12 protein-coding genes are annotated in these 20,455 nt (G+C 47.4%); 10 read left to right on the forward strand and 2 right to left on the reverse strand.

The window, feature by feature from the left end; all coding sequences use genetic code 11:
* Positions 1–233: 233 nt before the first annotated feature.
* Positions 234–1,988 (reverse strand): sigma 54-interacting transcriptional regulator, encoded by a 1,755-nt coding sequence (locus L4D76_RS11860; RefSeq protein WP_428441111.1) that lies wholly within the window; start codon positions 1,986–1,988, stop codon positions 234–236.
* A gap of 455 nt (positions 1,989–2,443) precedes the next feature.
* Here L4D76_RS11860 and ygeW point away from each other — a divergent pair, with 455 nt between their 5' ends.
* The 8 genes from ygeW (at position 2,444) to L4D76_RS11900 (ending at position 16,586) form a co-directional block, all read left to right on the forward strand.
* Entirely contained in the window at positions 2,444–3,631 is a 1,188-nt protein-coding gene (ygeW, locus tag L4D76_RS11865; protein WP_428441112.1) for a knotted carbamoyltransferase YgeW, read from the forward strand.
* A gap of 115 nt (positions 3,632–3,746) precedes the next feature.
* On the forward strand, positions 3,747–4,949 hold the full coding sequence (gene dpaL, locus L4D76_RS11870; RefSeq protein ID WP_428441113.1) for a diaminopropionate ammonia-lyase: 1,203 nt from the start codon (positions 3,747–3,749) through the stop codon (positions 4,947–4,949).
* Between the two features lie 250 nt (positions 4,950–5,199).
* A complete protein-coding gene (locus L4D76_RS11875; protein WP_428441114.1) occupies positions 5,200–6,420 on the forward strand; it encodes a YgeY family selenium metabolism-linked hydrolase in 1,221 nt (406 codons plus the stop codon).
* A gap of 255 nt (positions 6,421–6,675) precedes the next feature.
* On the forward strand, positions 6,676–8,121 hold the full coding sequence (gene hydA, locus L4D76_RS11880; RefSeq protein WP_428441115.1) for a dihydropyrimidinase: 1,446 nt from the start codon (positions 6,676–6,678) through the stop codon (positions 8,119–8,121).
* A gap of 52 nt (positions 8,122–8,173) precedes the next feature.
* Positions 8,174–9,076, forward strand: coding sequence for a carbamate kinase (arcC, locus tag L4D76_RS11885; RefSeq protein WP_428441116.1), 903 nt, complete (start codon positions 8,174–8,176; stop codon positions 9,074–9,076).
* Between the two features lie 282 nt (positions 9,077–9,358).
* Complete coding sequence (locus tag L4D76_RS11890; RefSeq protein WP_428441117.1) at positions 9,359–10,990, forward strand: NAD(P)-binding protein; 1,632 nt, start codon at positions 9,359–9,361, stop codon at positions 10,988–10,990.
* 9 nt (positions 10,991–10,999) lie between these two features.
* Entirely contained in the window at positions 11,000–14,644 is a 3,645-nt protein-coding gene (gene nifJ, locus L4D76_RS11895) for a pyruvate:ferredoxin (flavodoxin) oxidoreductase (protein WP_428441118.1), read from the forward strand.
* Between the two features lie 226 nt (positions 14,645–14,870).
* Positions 14,871–16,586: an NAD-dependent malic enzyme gene (locus L4D76_RS11900; protein WP_428441119.1), complete on the forward strand. Its 1,716-nt coding sequence runs from the start codon at positions 14,871–14,873 to the stop codon at positions 16,584–16,586.
* Positions 16,587–16,671: 85 nt separating this feature from the next.
* On the opposite strand, the gene L4D76_RS11905 is transcribed toward L4D76_RS11900, so the two are convergent.
* Positions 16,672–16,839: a hypothetical protein gene (locus L4D76_RS11905; protein WP_428441120.1), complete on the reverse strand. Its 168-nt coding sequence runs from the start codon at positions 16,837–16,839 to the stop codon at positions 16,672–16,674.
* 292 nt (positions 16,840–17,131) lie between these two features.
* Between L4D76_RS11905 and L4D76_RS11910 the strand changes: the two genes are divergently transcribed.
* Positions 17,132–19,843, forward strand: coding sequence for a cation-translocating P-type ATPase (locus L4D76_RS11910; RefSeq protein WP_428441121.1), 2,712 nt, complete (start codon positions 17,132–17,134; stop codon positions 19,841–19,843).
* Positions 19,844–19,924: 81 nt separating this feature from the next.
* A complete protein-coding gene (locus L4D76_RS11915; protein ID WP_428441122.1) occupies positions 19,925–20,428 on the forward strand; it encodes an asparaginase domain-containing protein in 504 nt (167 codons plus the stop codon).
* The last annotated feature ends 27 nt before the right edge of the window (positions 20,429–20,455 follow it).

A 20,455-nucleotide genomic window follows, 5' to 3' on the forward strand; every position in this document is an offset into this window, starting at 1 on the left:
AGAGCGTTGCCAGCCGTTTGAGAGCAAGCCAAATTGATGAAGATATAGTCGTTCTACATCAAAATAATTTGGAGTAGCTATCGAACGGCTGACACGCTCCCGAAGGGCGAGTTGAAAGGGCTCAGCTACTGCGTTGCTTGATTTTGATGGATATGAATACACCTACAATCAAGCGCCTTGTATCTGAACCCTTTCATTCTCGCTGAATGGCCAGACTATTATCCCGGTTGGTATTAGGCATGATGAGAGCTTAACTCGAACTTCTTGATCTTACGGTATAATGTAGCAATACCTATTCCTAACTCTTCTGCGACTAACTTACGATTACCTAAGCGATTAATCGCCTCTTCGATACGGATCTTTTCCATCTCCTCAAGGCTCATTGTACTGTCATCAATATTGTGCTGCTCGGTTCGTTTCTCGCAGGCAGTACGCTCAAAATAAGGTGGCAGTAAATCGACATCAATCATATCTCCGGCAGGTACAACATTCACCAGGTACTCGATTAAGTTGCTGAGCTCCCGTACATTCCCCGGCCAGTTATAGCTGTTTAGCCGGGTCATGACATTGGGTGTAATGCCCGGATAGCCAACACCGATTTTCCGGGTGTGAATATCAAGGAAGTAATGCACCAGTATGTCGACATCTCCCTGACGATCTTTAAGTGGCGGAAGATGGATAGGAATGACATTCAGTCGATAATAAAGATCTTCGCGGAATTTGTTGGTCGCGATCATTTCGGAAAAATTACGATTCGTCGCTGAAATTATACGAATATCGACGGGAACGGGAGTGTTGGAACCAATAGGCATGACTTCGCGCTCTTCAAGAACACGCAGCAGTTTGGCCTGCAACGTCATCGACATGTCGCCAATTTCATCTAAGAACAGAGTGCCTTTATTGGCAGCCTGGATCAGACCGGTCTTACCTTTATTGGATGCGCCGGTAAAGGCACCTTTAACATAGCCGAATAGTTCGCTTTCAAGCAGCTGATCTGGAATTGCGGCGCAGTTGATGGCCACAAAGGGTTTATCGGTGCGATCACTCAGATTGTGCACCGCGTGGGCGATGACTTCTTTGCCTGTCCCGCTTTCACCGTTAATTAATACACTTGAAGGGCTTGCGGCAATACGACTAATCAACGTTTTGAGTGTCTGCATTTGCTTGCAGTCGCCAATGACGCTGTGCAATTGCTGTGATGGTTTGCCAATCTCAAAAGAAGTATTGGGCTGGTAGAAAGCCATTAAAAATAACTGATGTCCATGAATATCATGGAATTGGCCAACAACCAGCTCCTGGCGTTCGCCTAATGAAATAATATGTTGTTGGTGGCCTTTTAGTTCATTGTTATGGAAAGACAACGGCTGAATATTGACAGCGATATGGGCTAATTCGTCACGGGAAATATTCAGGTTATTCAAAGCCTGATCGTTGCCGTATTTCACTCGGTCATTGTCATCAAGTACCAGTACCCCCTGATCCATATTTTCAATCAGGCTGGTAAATACTTTACTCAGTCCATTATCGGTGTCTCCCGACTCCAGCACTTTAGAGACGAAAATTTGAGAAATATGCCGGATATAGTCAGAGAATAACTGGACGTTTTCTTTTATCTTTTCCCGTGACTCTTCAGTAAACGCCACCAGACTAATCACACCGATGCATCGGTCTTCGAGCATAATCGGTACGCCTAAAAAGGCGGTTTCACGACAACTTTCTTTATTGGAACAACCATCACAAATAGGATCGACCCGTGACTTGACTACAACTTTTTCCTGATGGGTTTCAAGGATATAGCGGAATATTCTTGAGGTGGTATTCAGTTTTTTTCCAAAAAACTTACTGTAAGGGCCGGTACCAGCGATACGAACTAGATCAGCATCAACCACTTCCGCGTCTAACTGTAAGACGGCTGAAAGCATTTGCGTGAATCGCAGTATCGTGGGCTGTAACTGCATTAATTCGGACTGGTGAAGTGTATTCAACATAGTATAAATCTATTTCTAAATGAAAAGACCGTACTAACTTAATCAACATTAATACTTTCATCAACATTAATAGTCACCAGTTTGATGTGCATCAGGATTTTATGGCGGAATTGCGATGTGCAATAGGAATTGATAGGTAGATCACACCCAGATATCAATATGATAAACCGACATCGAGTCGCTATCATTTTGGTCGCTATCTCTGATAGTCAGTGATAGCAATGATTGAGATAAAGAATACGCAGATAAAAATGGCCCACCTCATAACCTTTTGTTTTTAAATGGTAAAAGCTTTTTTTTGTTTTAATTTCTGTTATTGGCATAGTTATTGGATTAAGAGAATCAGACGTCTGTTATGACCCGACAGAGTTTTCCAGCCACGGGCTTAATAACGAATTTCTAACCTGATAACAGACTAATCACTGGATATCGAATTAATTACTGGGAAGAATAAAATGAAAAGCATCAATGAACTTATCAAGGAAATCAATGAACTAAAGTCAGAACTTCATAATAAAGATTTCCTATTGACCTGGGAGCAGAGCCCTGAAGAACTGGAGCGTGTATTAAAAACTGCGCAGGTTTTAAAAGCAATGCGCCAGGAGAATATCGCAACTAACGTATTCAAAAATGGTTTAGGTATTTCGCTATTCCGCGATAACTCAACCCGTACTCGTTTCTCTTACGCTTCGGCAATTAATATGTTGGGCCTTGCTCAGCAAGATCTCGACGAAGGTAAATCACAAATCGCTCACGGCGAAACCGTGCGTGAAACAGCAAACATGATTTCATTCTGTGCCGATGCCATTGGTATTCGTGATGACATGTATTTAGGTGCTGGTAATGCCTACATGCGCGAAGTTGGCGAAGCGTTAGATGAAGGCGTGAAAGAGGGCGTACTGCCTAATCGTCCTGCATTGGTTAACCTTCAGTGCGATATTGACCACCCAACACAATCTATGGCTGATCTCGCCTGGTTGGAAGAGCATTTCGGTGACATCAAGAAGTTGAAAGGCAAGAAAATTGCGATGACTTGGGCTTACTCGCCAAGCTACGGCAAACCACTTTCTGTGCCACAAGGCATTATCGGCCTGATGACTCGCTTTGGTATGGACGTGACGCTTGCGCACCCTGAAGGCTATGACCTTATCCCTGAAGTTGTCGAACAAGCACGCCAAAATGCAGAAGCATCTGGTGGTAGCTTTACTCAGGTTGCTTCAATGGAAGAGGCATTCCAAGACGCAGATATTGTTTATCCAAAATCATGGGCACCTTATCAGGTAATGGAGCGTCGTACCGAGCTACTTCGTGCCAATGACCATGACGGCCTGAAAGCGCTTGAGCAAGAGTGTCTGGCTCAGAATGCCAACCACAAAGACTGGCACTGCACTGAAGAAATGATGAAGCACACCAAAGATGGTGAAGCGTTGTACATGCACTGCCTACCTGCCGATATCACAGGCGTTTCTTGTAAAGAAGGTGAAGTCGAAGAATCTGTATTCGAAAAATACCGCATCGCGACTTACAAAGAAGCCAGCTGGAAGCCGTATGTGATTGCAGCCATGATCATGAACCGCAAGTACCAGGAACCAGGTGCCGTACTGCAACAGTTACTCGACGAGTACGAAGAGCGCGTTAAATAATCATTTATCGTCATTATCAATGAAATAAAGCTTAGCTAAATGCTAACCCTTTCGCGGGGTAACAGATTCCAGTTATCCCCGCATTTCTTTCTATTCACATCAATGAGGTCTGGTCGTGTCTACATTCTCTCTAAAAATGGAGATAGCCGATAACCGCCATTATAACGGTCAGCAATCTTCTCTTTTCACCATTGATGAAGCGGAAAAAGCCCGCGCCTTCCATCAAAAAGTTGAAGGCTACAAACCAACACCGTTGCAATCACTCGATTGCTTAGCCAAAGAAATTGGTGTTGGCAAAATTCTCGTAAAAGACGAAGCATACCGCTTCGATCTATGTGCATTTAAGATGCTGGGTGGTGCGTATGCCATTGCCCGTCTGCTTTGTGATGAATACCAGCTTGATATCAACACGTTTGATTTCGACAAGCTGAAAAACGACATCACAGAAAAAATGACCTTTGCAACGGCAACCGATGGTAACCACGGTCGCGGTGTCGCTTGGGCTGCCAATAAACTAGGTCAGAACGCTGTGGTTTATATGCCTAAAGGCGCGGCGGATGAGCGAGTAAATAACATTCGCGCACTGGGTGCAAAATGCATCGTTACTGATATGAATTACGACGATACCGTACGTTTAGCCATTAAAACGGCAGAAGAGTGCGGTTGGAAAGTGGTTCAAGATACCGCTTGGGAAGGTTATACCAAGATCCCAACTTGGATCATGCAAGGATATACCACCCTGGCGGCAGAAGCCGTAGATCAGATGCAAAGCCAAGGCATCAACCAGCCGACTCATGTCTTCTTGCAAGCCGGTGTCGGTGCAATGGCGGGTGGGGTACTGGGTTATCTCTGCGACAAATTTGGTGCGGACAACCTGCATTCTGTGGTGGTTGAACCGGATCAGGCTGACTGTATTTACCGTTCTGGTATCAGTGAAGACGGTGGCATGGTCAATGTTGACGGCGATCTTGCCACCATCATGGTTGGTTTAGCGTGTGGCGAACCAAATCCACTCGGCTGGCCAGTACTGCGCGACTGTAGTACACAGTTTGTCTCCTGCCAGGATAACGTAGCTGCGCTTGGTATGCGTGTACTCGGCAATCCATTAGGTTCTGACCCTCGTGTGGTATCCGGTGAATCCGGCGCGGTGGGTGCAGGCTTGCTGGCTGCCATTCATTACCATCCACAGCGAGAAGAACTGATGGCAAGAATGGGGCTGACAAAAGACTCTGTTGTGCTGCTGATCAACACCGAAGGTGACACTGATCCGGTCCATTATCGTGAAGTGGTATGGCAAGGCAAACACCCAACTCTTTGATGATTTATTTTTGCTAGTTAGCACAAAGACTGCATCGAAAGTGCTCATTTCTATCCATTGCTTTTGTTTATTAAGAAATGCGCGCTTTCTCTTTGTTCTTGCACTAACTAGCTTCAATTAAAAACCAAAGACGCATTTAAAGAATCACTGAATTAATTAGCGTCCTGTACGCGTCATCAAAAGTGCAGGGTGCCTTGAAAATAGATCATGTCGGGTGTGATGACCACCATCCGGCCCAAGGAGAATTAAAATGACAATGAACATCCCTTTCGACACTGTCCTAGAAAAAGCCCAAGAATATAAAGCAGACATGAGCCGTTTTCTGCGCGATATGATTGCGATTCCAAGCGAAAGCTGCGACGAAGAAAAAGTAGTACTGCGCATTAAAGAAGAGATGGAAAAAGTTGGTTTCGATAAAGTAGAAATCGACCCAATGGGTAATGTATTGGGCTGGATCGGTCATGGTCCGCACCTTATTGCTATGGATGCACACATCGATACCGTCGGTGTCGGTAACATGGATAACTGGGAATTCGACCCGTATCAGGGCATGGAAGACGATGAAATCATCGGTGGTCGTGGTGCGTCTGATCAGGAAGGCGGCATGGCATCTATGGTCTACGCCGGTAAGATCATCAAAGACTTGGGTCTTGAAGACGAATATACCTTACTGGTAACAGGTACGGTTCAGGAAGAAGACTGCGATGGTCTTTGCTGGCAGTACATCATTGAAGAAAGCAAAATCCGTCCTGAGTTCGTGGTATCAACAGAGCCAACAGATTGCCAAATCTATCGTGGTCAGCGTGGCCGTATGGAAATTCGTGTTGATGTTGCAGGTGTGAGCTGTCACGGCTCTGCACCAGAGCGCGGTGATAACGCAATCTTTAAGATGGGTCCAATTCTTAACCAACTTGAAGGGCTTTCTCATAACCTTAAGGATGACGAATTCCTGGGCAAAGGCACACTAACCGTGTCTGAAATTTTCTTCACCTCACCAAGCCGTTGTGCAGTGGCAGATAGCTGTGCAGTGTCTATTGACCGTCGCTTAACTTGGGGCGAAACATGGGAAGGTGCACTAGACGAAATTCGTGCGCTACCTGCGGTACAAGAATCTGAAGCGGTTGTTTCTATGTACGAATATAACCGTCCTGCTTACACCGGACTGGTATACCCAACTGAGTGCTACTTCCCAACTTGGTTAATTGATGAAGAGCATGTAGCGACTAAAACGCTGGAAGCATCATATGAGCTTCTGTTCGACAAGAAACCAACTGTTGATAAGTGGACGTTCTCAACGAACGGCGTTTCTATCATGGGCCGTTACGGCATTCCAGTGATTGGCTTCGGTCCGGGTAAAGAGCCAGAAGCACACGCGCCAAACGAGAAAACCTGGAAAGACCACTTGGTGACATGTGCTGCTATGTACGCTGTGATCCCGCAGATGTACCTGAAGCAGTTAGATGAAAAGTAATCAGCATTGTTGGTGAGTAGCCGACATTGATACCGACTTCCGTCCCGAGGGTGCCAGCTCGCTCTGCCTGAGAGCTGGCCACATATCCCCCTCGGGATGGCTTTTGCATCTTTGTTATTCCGTACATGAATTGCGTCCAAAGCGCTCATTTCTAATGTTAAACCTCGCGCTTTTTTCTTTGTTTTTGTACGAAATATCAACGATATAAACGATTAATATTTTAATGTATTAAGAGCATACAAAAAGGATAGCGTTATGATGCAAAGCGATCATTCCCCGATTGATACTGGTAATAAAAAGGCCAGCGCTACCTTAATTAAGCATGGCATCGTGGTTGATGCAGATAGCGAAACCAACCAGGAAATTCTTATTGTCGATGGCAAAATTGCCCAAATAGCACCGTCGATAAGTGACTACCCGGCAGAGACGAAGATCATTGATGCCACAGGTATGTACGTCATGCCCGGTGGTATTGACGTTCATACCCACTTTAATCTTGATGTTGGAATCGCTCGCAGCTGCGATGATTTTTATACCGGCACCCGTTCAGCCGCATGTGGTGGCACCACCATGATCATCGATCATATGGGTTTCGGGCCAAAGGGCTGTAACCTTCACCACCAACTCAATGTCTATAAAGAGAGTGCCAAAGATAAAGCGGTTATTGACTACAGCTTTCATGGTGTCATCCAGCACGTTAATGACGAGATCCTGGACGAAATGGCCTCCATGGTTGAGCAGGAAGGGATTTCCAGTTTTAAGCTTTATCTCACCTACGGTTACAAGCTGGATGACGAATCTGCACTTCGTGCACTGACCCGATTGAACCAGGTAAATGCCTTAACCACGGTTCATCCGGAAAACGATGCTGCGATAGCATTTCGTCGCACTCAGTTGCTTGAATCTGGTAAAACAGCTCCGAAATACCATGCCATCAGCCGCCCATTAGAATGCGAAGCAGAAGCTATTGGCAGAATGATCAATCTGGCCAGGCTGGCTGATGACGCACCGCTTTATATCGTCCACTTATCTAACGGCTTAGGTTTGGATTACATTCGTTTAGCCCGCCGTAACGGCCAACCGGTCTGGGCCGAAACCTGCCCGCAATATCTGCTGCTTGATGACAGCTGCTATGAGCGGGAAGATGCGTTGAAATATATTCTCAGCCCGCCATTACGCCCGAAAGAAGAGTTGGAAAAGCTGTGGTCGGGATTAATCGACGGCAGCATTGATACGGTCGCAACCGATCATTGCTCATTCACTTACCAGACTCAGAAACAGCGTGGCAAAGATAATTTTACCGCTTGCCCGAATGGTATGCCGGGGGTCGAAACCCGAATGCCGTTGCTGTTTTCTGAAGGCGTCATGAAAGGGCGCATCAGCCCAAGCCGCTTTGTTGAATTAACCAGTTATATGCCAGCCAAACTCTTTGGAATCTATCCACAAAAAGGGTGTCTGGCAGCCGGTTCTGATGCTGATTTAGTGCTGTTTGATCCGGAACAGCAAGTCACCGTCAGCCACGATTTATTGCACGACAATACCGATTATACCCCGTATGAAGCAATGCAAAGCCATGGCTGGCCAGTAATGACCATCAGCCGTGGTGAGGTAGTGTCGTGCAATGGCGAATTTATGGGGAAAGCCGGGAATGGCCGCTTTATTCGTCGCGATCCTTTTCTTCGGCAGAAGCTGGAAGGCTAAAAGAGCCCGCTGAGAGAAGGGATAAACCACAACTATAAATAAAGGAGTCAATATGAAACCGATAGCTGTCGTTGCCTTAGGCGGTAATGCACTTTTACGACGCGGTGATGCGCCGAGCTTTGAAAACCAATTGGCCAATATCAAAATTGCCGCCAAAGCGATAGCCGAAATTTCGCGAGAATACCGTATTGCTATTGTGCATGGTAATGGTCCGCAAGTAGGGTTGTTAGCATTACAGAATCTTGCTTACGATAAAGTAGCGCCATATCCATTAGATGTCCTTGGGGCGGAAAGCGAAGGCATGATCGGGTATATGCTGGCTCAGGAGTTGCAAAACCTGATGCCGGAGACTCAGGTCGCGAGTTTGCTAACGCGTATCGAAGTCGATGCTGATGATCCGAGTATGCTCGATCCTACCAAATTTGTCGGCCCTATTTATAACGAAGACGAAGCCGGTATTTTAGCTGAAGCCAATAATTGGATCATGAAACGTGATGGTGAGTTTTTACGCCGTGTTGTGCCATCGCCGAAGCCAATGAATATTCTCGATAAAACTTCAATTGATACCTTGCTCGATGCCGGACAAATGGTTATTTGCTGTGGCGGCGGCGGGATCCCGGTGTGCCGTTCAGAATTCGGTTATCAGGGCGTAGAAGGGGTGATTGATAAAGATCTTTCCGCAACGTTACTGGCGAAACAGTTAAATGCCGACAAGCTGCTGATCCTGACTGATGCTGATGCCGTTTATCTCGACTGGGGAACAGATCAGCAACGTGCGCTGCGTTCAGCGACACCTGCTGAGCTAAGTGAATATGAATTTCCTGCCGGCTCGATGGGGCCGAAAGTTGAGGCTGCAGCTGAGTTTGCCCAGTTTGGCGGTCGAGCGTATATCGGCGCGTTAGAACAAGGCCTCGATGTGCTGGCTGAAAAAGCAGGAACCTGCGTAGCGGTTTAAGTTTTGTGTGAAATGTAGCTATTCATCTCGTTGCTGTTTAATGAAACAGCTTAGACTTGAACAGCTACACTTTTTTATGGAAAAAATATTCATCGTTTAAATTGTCGACATCTACCCTACAAAGCAACACCTAAAAATCTACACCTAAAAGCTAGTCCGTTGTACCGACAAAGCAGAATAACAGACAAAAAGCGATGTGAAACAGCAAGCTTCTCATAAAAATGGAATTGAGTGGCTTGCTCTTTATTGTGCCTCTTGGCACTTAGAGAAAGGTAGAGCATTATGAGCAATTGTCCAAAGGATATGACCCTTCCGCCGGATCTCACCCTCAAAAAGGGATCGGGACCAGTCAGAACAAAATTTCCCATCTATTCCAACTCCCTGCCGCCTTGTAACCATGCTTGCCCAACCGGCAGTAATATTCAGGAATGGCTGTCGTTAGCGCAGGAAGAACAATACGAAGAAGCGTTTCAGGCTTTGATCAAAAACAACCCGATGCCGGCGATCCATGGCCGCGTCTGTTATCACCCGTGTGAATCTGCCTGTAACCGTGCCGATGTTGATCAGGCTGTCAGCATTCATGCGGTTGAGCGTTTTCTGGGTGATCAGGCGATAGCAAAAGGCTGGCAAGTGCGTGTTGATGCGCAGCCAACCGGCAAGCGGATATTAATAGTCGGGGCTGGTCCGAGTGGCTTAGCAACGGCGTATCACCTGAAACGTAAAGGGCATGATGTAGAGATCCGCGATGCAGCGCCGATGGCTGGCGGCATGATGCATTTCGGTATTCCTGCCTACCGCTTACCCCGCGATATTCTGGGAAGTGAAATCGCCCGTATTGAAGCAATGGGCATCAAGATTGTACTCAACCATACCGTTGAAGATCTGCTGGCAGAAAAAGTCAGAGGGCAATTTGACGCCGTCTTTCTCGCCATAGGAGCGCATGTCGGGCGGGGGCTGGATATTCCGAACGATGATCCCGGCAAAGTGAACGATGCAGTGTCTTATCTGCGAGCAATAGAAATGAATACTGCGCCAGCACTGGGCAAACGTGTCGCGGTGTATGGTGGTGGTAATACCGCGATGGATGCCGCGCGAACGGCCAGGCGTTTGGGTGCCGATGTGAAGGTGATTTACCGTCGCGACCGTGCTCACATGCCAGCCCATGACTTTGAATGCGTAGAAGCGATGGAAGAAGGGGTGGAATTTCACTGGCAGCGCACGATTAACCAGATTGATGGCACCACCTTTACCCTTGAGAAAATGGCGATAGACGACAATGGTCGCCCGCTGCCAACGGGTGAGTTTGAAACCGTCGAAGCGGATTCGCTGATCCTGGCTCTCGGTCAGAATATCGATACCAGATTGACGCAGTCTATACCGGGGGTTGAGCACAAAAAAGACGGCACCGTTATCGTCAATGAGCAGATGATGACTGGTTATCATGGGCTATTTGCCGGTGGTGATATGGTGCCAAGTGATCGCACGGTTACTATCGCAGTCGGTCACGGTAAGAAAGCCGCTGCACATATCGATGCTTTCCTGAATAAACGTACCTTCAGCAAAATCTCCAAACAACCGCTTATCCGCTACGACAAGTTACATCTCTGGTATAAAACCGATGCTGACAAGAGTGAGCAGCCAGCGATTCCCGTCGTACAACGTGCCACTTCGTTTGACGAAGTCTTTGGTGGTTTAACAGAACAAGAAGCCCTGTTTGAAGCCCAGCGTTGCTACTCCTGTGGTAACTGTTTTGAATGTGATGGCTGTTTTGGTGCCTGTCCTCAGGGTGCAATTACCCGGCTAGGAAAAGGTAAGGGATACAAGGTTGATTACGATAAGTGCACCGGCTGCGAAGCCTGCTATTTGCAGTGCCCTTGTCATGCCATCGAAATGGTAGCCGCTGAAACGGACTAGGAGCAGATCATGACAGATAAAACGATTCATTCGTCGGAGGCCGTTCTTTCATCGAAGCCAGTGATGCACACCTGTGACGGTAACGAAGCCACGGCACATATTGCATACCGCGTCAGTGAAGTGTGTGCAATATATCCAATCACACCGTCTTCGACCATGGCTGAATTTGCTGACCAATGGGCGGAAGAAGACAAACGAAATATTTGGGGCAATATCCCGCTGATCGCGGAAATGCAAAGTGAAGGCGGCGCCGCAGGTACCGTGCATGGCTCGCTGCAAAGTGGCGCACTGACAACAACATTTACTGCCTCGCAAGGCTTGATGTTGATGCTGCCCAACATGTACAAAATTGCTGGCGAGCTGACATCCGCGGTATTCCACGTCGCAGCGCGATCACTGGCGGCTCAGGGGCTCTCTATTTTTGGTGACCACCAGGATATTATGGCCGCACGCGGTACTGGCTTTGCGTTACTCGCCGCTTCCTCGGTACAGGAAGCGCACGATATGGCGCTGGTGGCCCATGCAGCAACACTCGATGCACGTATTCCGTTTATTCACTTCTTTGATGGTTTCAGAACCTCTCATGAAGTGAATAAAATCAGTCTGATTTCTGATGCCCATATTCGGGAGATGATCTCAGACGAACTGGTACGTGCGCACCGCGATCGTGGTTTGAGTCCCGATACTCCGTTCATTCGGGGTACGGCGCAAAATCCGGATGTTTACTTTCAGGGCCGCGAAACGGTTAATCCTTTTTATGCCAATACCCCGGACATTGTTCAAGGCTGCATGGACAAACTGGGCAAGCTAACCGGTCGTCATTATAAGCTGATTGAGTTCCACGGTGATCCAGATGCTGAACGGGTAGTGATTGCGATGGGGTCGGGTGTCGAAACCATTAAAGAGACCGTCGAATACTTAGTTGCGCAGGGCGAGAAAGTCGGTGTGCTGCAAGTGCGTTTATACCGGCCACTTTCGGCAGAGCATCTGATAGCGGCACTGCCAAAGACAACGAAAAAACTGGCGATATTAGATCGTACCAAAGAGCCGGGTGCCAATGCCGATCCGCTCTATCAGGATGTGCTGACCGCATTGATGGATTCTTTTAATGGTGACAGGCAGGATCGCCTTGAGCAGATGCCACGCTTAGTGGCTGGTCGTTACGGTTTGTCGAGCAAAGAGTTCACACCGGCGATGGTTAAAGCCATATTTGATAATCTCGCGAAAGAGCAGCCTAAGCACCATTTCACCATCGGTATTATTGATGATGTGATGAACTCGCATCTCGATTACGATGCTGATTTTGATATTGAATCCACCGAAGTTGTACGCGCCATGTTCTATGGCCTGGGTGCTGATGGCACGGTAGGAGCGAACAAGAATACCATCAAGATCATCGGGGATGATCCTGACTACTTTGCCCAGGGCTACTTTGTCTACGATTCAAAAAAATCAGGTTCGCAGACCGAGTCTCACCTGCGTTTCGGTCATCATCCGATCAACAGCCCGTATCTGATCCAGTCAGCTAACTTTGTTGCCTGTCACCAGTCAACCTTTGTTGAAAGTACAGACATGCTGGCGAAGGCGGCGGATAACGCGACATTCTTGCTTAATACGACTGAACCTGCCGATAAGGTCTGGGACAGCTTGCCAGCATTAATGCAGCAGCAGCTGATTGACCATAGTATGAGCCTATATGTGATTGACGCCTATAAAGTGGCGCGTGACACCGGCATGGGTAATCGCATTAACACCATTATGCAGACGTGCTTCTTTGCGCTTTCTGGCGTGTTAGAAAAAGACGTCGCCATTGCCAAAATCAAAAAAGCGATAGAGAAAACTTACGCCCGTAAAGGCCCTGAAGTGGTAAAGAAAAACTTTGCCGCGGTTGACCATACCCTGTCTCACCTTTATCAGGTGGAGGTACAAGATAAGGTCACGGCGACAGGCGTGTTAAAACCAACGGTCTCCGAACTCGCGCCGGAGTTTGTTCAGGAAGTCACTGCCACCATGATGGCAGGCAAGGGCGATCTTATTCCTGTCTCGATGCTGCCTGTCGATGGCACCTATCCGTCAGGTACCACGCAGTGGGAGAAACGCAATATCGCCCAGAAAATTCCTGTCTGGGAGCAAGATGAGTGTATCCAGTGTGGTAACTGCAGCATCGTTTGTCCGCACGCGGCGATTCGGGCCAAGTTCTACGACAAGTCGAAACTGGATGACGCGCCACAAGGGTTTAAATCTGCGGGCATTACCGCCAGAGGCTTCCCGGATACTCGCTACACATTACAGGTTTACGCCGAAGATTGTACAGGCTGTAGCTTGTGTGTTGATGCTTGCCCGATGGTTGTGCAAGAAGCGACAGAGACGCTGCCTGAGCGCAAAGCTATCAATATGGAGCTGAAAGCACCTTATCTGGAACAAGAGAAGAAGAACCTGACCTTCTTTGACACACTGGCATATAACGAACGTGCCCGAATCGATTTCTCGAATGTCCGTGGGGCGCAGTTCCTGCAACCACTGTTTGAGTTCTCTGGTGCATGCTCGGGATGTGGTGAAACCCCTTACCTGAAACTGATGTCACAGCTATTTGGTGATCGGATGATGGTGGCCAACGCAACGGGCTGTTCGTCTATTTATGGCGGTAACTTACCGACCACACCATGGTCGAAAAATGCCGAAGGGCGAGGACCTGCCTGGGCGAACTCATTGTTTGAAGATAACGCCGAGTTCGGCTTTGGCTTCCGCCTGGCAGCTGTGAAACAACACGAAATGGCGAAACAGCTAGTGGTGGAAAACCGCGACTGGCTCGATCCGTTATTGGTTGATCAACTGCTGAATGCTGAACAAAATACCGAAACGGAAATTCAGGCACAGATCAAGCGTGTTGATAGTCTTAAAACTCAGCTTAAAACATTCGGTACAGAATCAGCCTTGAACCTGATATCCGTTGCCGATCAGCTGATCCGCCGTTCAATCTGGATTGTTGGGGGGGACGGCTGGGCGTACGATATTGGTTCAAGCGGCTTGGATCATGTGTTAGCCAGTGGTGCCGATGTTAACGTGCTGGTGATGGATACCGAAGTGTACTCCAATACTGGCGGCCAGATGTCGAAATCGACCCCGTTAGGCGCAGTGGCGAAATTCGCTTCAGCGGGTAAAAAAGCGATTAAGAAAGACGTAGCGATGCAGGCCATTTCTTACAACAACGTCTATGTTGCTCGTGTCGCGCTGGGGGCTGATCCGCAACAGGTGTTATTAGCGATGCGGGAAGCTGAGGCATACCGCGGACCCTCAATCATTATTGCCTACAGCCACTGTATTGCTCACGGCATTAATATGGAAGATGGCCTGCATCAGCAACAGCTTGCGGTTAAATCCGGTCACTGGCCATTATTCCGCTATAACCCGGCACTGCGTAATGTGGGTGAAAATCCGTTCTCGCTCGATACGTTACGTCCAACGATACCGCTGGAAGAGTATCGCTATAACGAAGCGCGTTATCAGATCTTACGCCGCAGCCATCCTGAACTTGCCGCCGATATTACCGCGCAGGCGCAGGCAGTGGTCGAACGTAAATGGCGGTTATACGAAGAGTTAGCCACCCGTCCTCAAGGCGCAGTTGCGCCACATGTTGAGTTGCAGGGTAAATAGTTACACACGAAAAAAGCTTAACTTCTCGAAATGAATAAAAGTGCCTGGCATCTTGTGTCAGGCACTTTTACTTCACATTTTTTATGTCTTAAAAGGCATACAATTGCTCGCTATATCCTGATACCTATCGGGATAACCAATCAGCCCTCGAATAAACCCGCATGCCGTTTCTGATAGATGACATATGAGGACTGATAACAATTTGTTTTTATAGTGGAGGGATACCATGACGACAGGAAAATACCTAAGGTGGAAAGATGAAAAAGGCAATGAATTCCGACCTGTTTCATTAACCGGTACCGAGTTGCTCAACGATCGTACCCTGAACAAAAGCACGGCCTTTAGCTATGAAGAACGTGAAGCATTTCAATTGAGCGGCTTGCTTCCACCAAGGGTACAAACCTTCGATGACCAATTAAACCGTGTATATGATGGTTTTAGAAACGCCTCAACAGATATCGAAAAATACCTTTTCTTACGTTCCCTCCAAGACAGAAACGAAACCTTATTCTATGCATTGTTATCCCGTCATGTAGAAGAAATGACACCGATTATCTACACTCCAACCGTCGGTAAGGCATGCCAGGAATTTAGCCACCGTTATCAAAAAGCACGTGGTCTGTACATTACCGAAGATAGTGTTGACGAGATGGGTGAGATGGCTCGTCAATTTACCGGCAAAGATATCAAGATTATCGTTGTTACTGACAGCCAGGGTATTCTTGGCTTAGGTGATCAGGGGGTCGGCGGAATGGGGATCCCAATTGGTAAACTTTCTCTTTATACCCTGGGGGCTGGTATTCATCCGGCACATTGCCTGCCAATTGCATTGGATGTTGGTACCGACAACCAGGACTTGCTTGATGATCCAATGTACTTAGGCATGCCTCGTAAACGCATGCGCGGTGAAGAATATAAGACCTTCATCCGTAAGTTTGTGAAGCAGGTGAAACGCCACTTCCCGAAAGCGGTATTGCAGTGGGAAGATTTCAGTAAATCCAATGCATTTGATAACCTGAGTGATTATGAAGATGACTTACCGTCATTTAACGATGACATTCAAGGCACAGGTTCCGTTGTGCTGGCGGGTATACTTGGTGCAGTAAAAATTAAAGACGAGAAACTGGCCGATCAAACCTATGTGGTTTACGGCGCAGGTGCTGGTGGAGTCGGGGTCGCCGACCAGATTTATGCGGGCTTACTCAAAGAAGGCTGCTCGCATGTTGCGGCCCGAGAAAAAATCTTTGTACTCGATTCGCAAGGCTTAGTGTTTGATGATCGAGATGGTCTGGATGAATACAAAAAACGCTATGCCAAACCTCGCGCACTGGCTGAAGGCTGGCACACTGAAGTACTCGGCAAGGTTTCTCTGACCGAGTTTATCGACAACCATCCAGTAACTGTGCTACTGGGAACCAGTGGTATTGGCGGCGCATTTAAAGAAGAGCATGTTCAAAAGATGCTGGAATACACCAAACGACCAATGGTATTTCCGCTCTCGAACCCAACCGCCAACTGCGAAGCGATACCGGAAGATATTTACAACTGGAGCGATGGTCAGGCTATCGTCGCCACAGGTAGTCCATTTGGTCATGTGGACTATAACGGCCATGAATACCGGATTGGCCAGGGTAATAACGTCTTTATCTTCCCAGGTGTGGGTCTGGCATCTATTGTTTCTCAAACCCAGAAAGTCACCCTCGAGATGTTCACCATGGCTTCCTACGCCTTGGCTGAGTGTGTTTCAGATGAAGATCTGGCCGCAGGATGTGTATATCCAAGGATCAGTCAACTGAAGGATGTCTCTGTTGTGGTGGCAACCAGTATTCTTGAAAACATGCAAGCCACTGAACCAAATAGCATGCTTCGAGGCAAAGATATTCAACAAGAACTTGCTCAACAAATGTGGGAACCTGTTTACCTGCCTTACAGAAGGGTATAAAGACATTTAATGAAATGAATTAAGCCCAGCGAAAGCTGGGCTTTTTGTTGGTGCGGGATCGCCGTATGCGTATTCACCGCGCCCATTAGTGGTTTTTTGTTATGCCCTGATAAGCGGATTTAAACATCAGGTTAAAGCCATCTTGTGATATTTCTTTTGGAGTGATATCTGCGGCTTTAAGACGACGGTAGCATTCATGTAAAGTGGCAAGGACGATTTCTTGTTGTCTTGGACTGAGTGTTTGTGTGTTCATTTCGTTTCCCTCTCATTTCGCTCGAATTGAGTTCCCAGAGGAAGCTCTGAATCTCTTATATTGAAGTTGCTTAAATATACCCATAAACAATAAACCAGAGATCTTGAATTGAGTCTGAACAAGCATTGATCATCTGGCAGGAATTTAAATTCACTGTTATTCGAGGTACTTAGATCCCACTTTAGATAAGTTTCGGTCTATCCTTATCAGTAATAAAACCTTGTATGAATCCATTTATACGGATTATTCAGTTAGGTAATAAGTTGCTGAGTTGAAAGTACGGGAATTAAACATGACGTTAAATTCGCTGAAAGAAGGAATAAAATCAGAATCTGATGGCCAAAACCGCGATGGTGAGCAAAGTTCTACTGAACCTGGCTCTGCTGATCTAAGTTCTTCAGATCAAAGCGCTGTTGCCGGTTTATCGCAAAAGGAAGCTGAAGAGAGGCTGAAAAAATATGGCATCAATCGGCTTCCTGAGCCTCCGATGCCCGGCTCGGTACAAATATTTGCCCGACAGTTTTTAAGTCCATTCATTTATATTCTGGTAATTGCCGCCATTGTCTCATTCATTCTGGGGCAAAACCCTAGTGGTATCTTTATTATTGTGGTGCTGATCCTTAACGCCGCCATAGGTACCGTTCAGGAGTATTCTGCCCAACGCTCTGCGGCAGCATTGCGTAATATGGTTAAAGGGGTAACCCATGTTATCCGTGACAGTGTTGCCCGTACTATTGATGTCGAAGAAATCGTACCGGGAGATTTGTTACTGCTCTCTTCCGGCGACAAGGTACCCGCAGATGTGCTCCTTATTAACTGCCACAATTTGGCCGTTGATGAATCGATGTTAACTGGTGAGTCTCTGGCAGTGAGTAAAAATCCCTGGGCCAAGGTTGCTGAGGACGCGCCACTGTCGGAAAGGGTTAATCAATGTTTTGCCGGCAGTATTATTACCCACGGACGCGCTCAAGCTATCGTTACCGCAACGGCGACCAATACCGAAATTGGCCGCATCGCTTGCCATGTCACTAAAGAGCGGGTTTCCGAGCCACCATTGATGATCCGCATTCGGGCTTTTACCTACCAGGTCGCGGGCGGAATTTTTGTGGCAATCTTCACGCTTACCATCATGATGTTGCTGAAAGGGAGCTATACCACAGAGGCCATTATCTTAATGACCATCGGCCTGGCCGTCTCGGTGATACCTGAAGGGTTGCCCGCCGCGCTGACTGTTGCTCTGGCAATCGGTATGAGGCGAATGGCTAAAAACAATGTCATTATCCGCAAACTGATCGCCGTGGAATCGCTCGGCTCGTGCACCTTTATCTGCTCTGATAAAACGGGCACATTGACCGTGAATGAGTTGACGATCCGTCAGGTAGTACTGCCTGACAACAAGGTATTTCAGGTTACCGGAGAAGGGATCTCTCCCGGGGGCGAAATCTGCGGTAATACCGAACAACAGCACCTGCAACAGTTGTGCATTGCGGGTGTATTGGCCAATGAAAGCCACCTCAGTTACGCCGGGGGAGAATGGGTCTCGGACGGTGATATCGTCGACGTCGCATTTCTGGTGTTAGCTAAAAAGCTGGGCATGTCGATCACCCAACTGCGGCAACAGCAAACCCAGCTGGAGCTTATTCCTTACGAACCAGAAAAAGCCTATAGCGGCAGCGTGAACCTTGATGGTGACAGAGCCTGGTTATACGCCAAAGGCAGTCCTGAAAAAATGCTCAGCATGTGCAGCCAAATGGAAACGTCATCGGGTCCGGTCAAAATTGACAAGGCGTTGATTGAAGAGCAATTTGAATCCCTGGCGAAACAAGGCTATCGAATTATTGCTCTGGCCAAGCGGGAAGTGATTGAAAACAGCCATAAGCGATTAGAGCAGATGAGCTTTTTAGGTATGGTGGCCATGATTGACCCTGTCCGCAAAGAAGCTTTTGGTGCGATAACCCGGTGCCGTGACGGTGGTATTGAAGTGGCGATGATCACCGGTGATCACCCGGCCACGGCAAAGTCGATTGCCATAGAGCTTGGTTTGTGTGAACAAGATGCCCCTGTTGTAACTGGCAGTATGATCCATCAGGCGAACGGCAAAGGACAAAAATTTGCAGACGACTTAATCAGGCCGGTTCGCGTTTTTGCCCGTATTGAGCCGCAGCAAAAAGAGCAGATTGTCGATAGTTTTATGCGTCAGGGACATTTTGTTGCGGTAACCGGAGACGGCGTGAACGATGCGCCTGCGATGCGTCAGGCCAATACCGGCATCGCAATGGGCAAACGCGGCACAGATGTTGCCAAAGAAACTGCGGATCTTATTATTACTGACGATAACTTTACCTCTATCGTGTCCGGTATCGAGCAAGGCCGTGTGGTCTACAACAATATACGTAAGGTTATCGCCCTCCTGGTCGCAACCGGTTTTTCTGCCCTTTGGCTGTTTTTTCTTTCGGTTATTGCAGGGTTGCCTATGCCTATGATTGCCGTCCAACTTTTATGGCTGAACTTAGTCGCCAATGGGTTGCAGGACGTCGCCTTGGCGTTTGAACCTAAAGAAGGCAATGAACTTAGCTTTAAGCCAAGAAAGCCCAGTGAGCCGATTTTTGAAAAATTAATTATTGAGCATATCGTGATTTCCGGAACCGTGATGGGCGGGCTGGCATTTGTTAATTATTACCTGGCTCTTGATGCAGGCCAACCTGTGGAGCAGGCGAGAAACCTGACCCTGATGTTAATGGTACTGTTTGGCAATATTCATGCGCTTAATAGTCGTTCTGAAACGCTGTCACTATTTACGTTACCAGTATTTTCAAACCCATTTTTGATATTCGCCGTTCCTATCGCGCAACTGGTGCACATTGCAGCCATGTACATGCCGGGGATAAGTGATGTATTGGCCATTCAACCGATTTCTTTAGCTCAGTGGGGCCAACTGTTGTTGATCGCTTCCACCTTATTCGTGGTTGAAGAACTACATAAATGGTGGCGTCGCCGAACTTAGTTGGAAGCCCAAGGTAAATGATAACGCACGATCGCGCGTGAATTTCTGCTTTTATTAGCTACTTTTATTGTGGAGACCCACATGAGCAATATCAATGATAAGCAAAAAATACAACTTGTAGTTACAGGGGGCACGATTGATTCGTTTTATGATACCGAGCGATGTACCACCGTATGTCATGACGAGACCGCCATTCCTGAATTCCTGGCAAAATTTGCCAAAATTTCCAAAGATGAGTTTGAACTGTTTCCGGTCTGTATGAAAGATAGTCGAGATATTGGACCCAAAGAAATTCAAGAAGTCAGTACTGCAATTGCTAATAGCAACTGTACTCACCATATTGTCACTCATGGTACCTTCACTCTGTTCGAAAGTGCACGCAAGCTAATGGCACTTCTGCCTGAAAATCATGGTCATGTTATTGTCTTCACCGGGGCCATGTGGCCATTAGTCGGCTTTTCTCCCAATGATGCCGGCTTTAACTTAGGCTCTGCTTTTATTGCGGCACGCCTGGCCAAACCAGGGGTATATGTAGCATTTAACGGCAAGTTGTATTTGCCGAATGATCTGGAAGGCTTGCACTAAGTTGTGCTTAAAAGGTGAGCAGGCTAG

Origin of the sequence: Photobacterium sagamiensis, assembly GCF_050337085.1 — a bacterium.
Taxonomy (GTDB): domain Bacteria; phylum Pseudomonadota; class Gammaproteobacteria; order Enterobacterales; family Vibrionaceae; genus Photobacterium; species Photobacterium sagamiensis.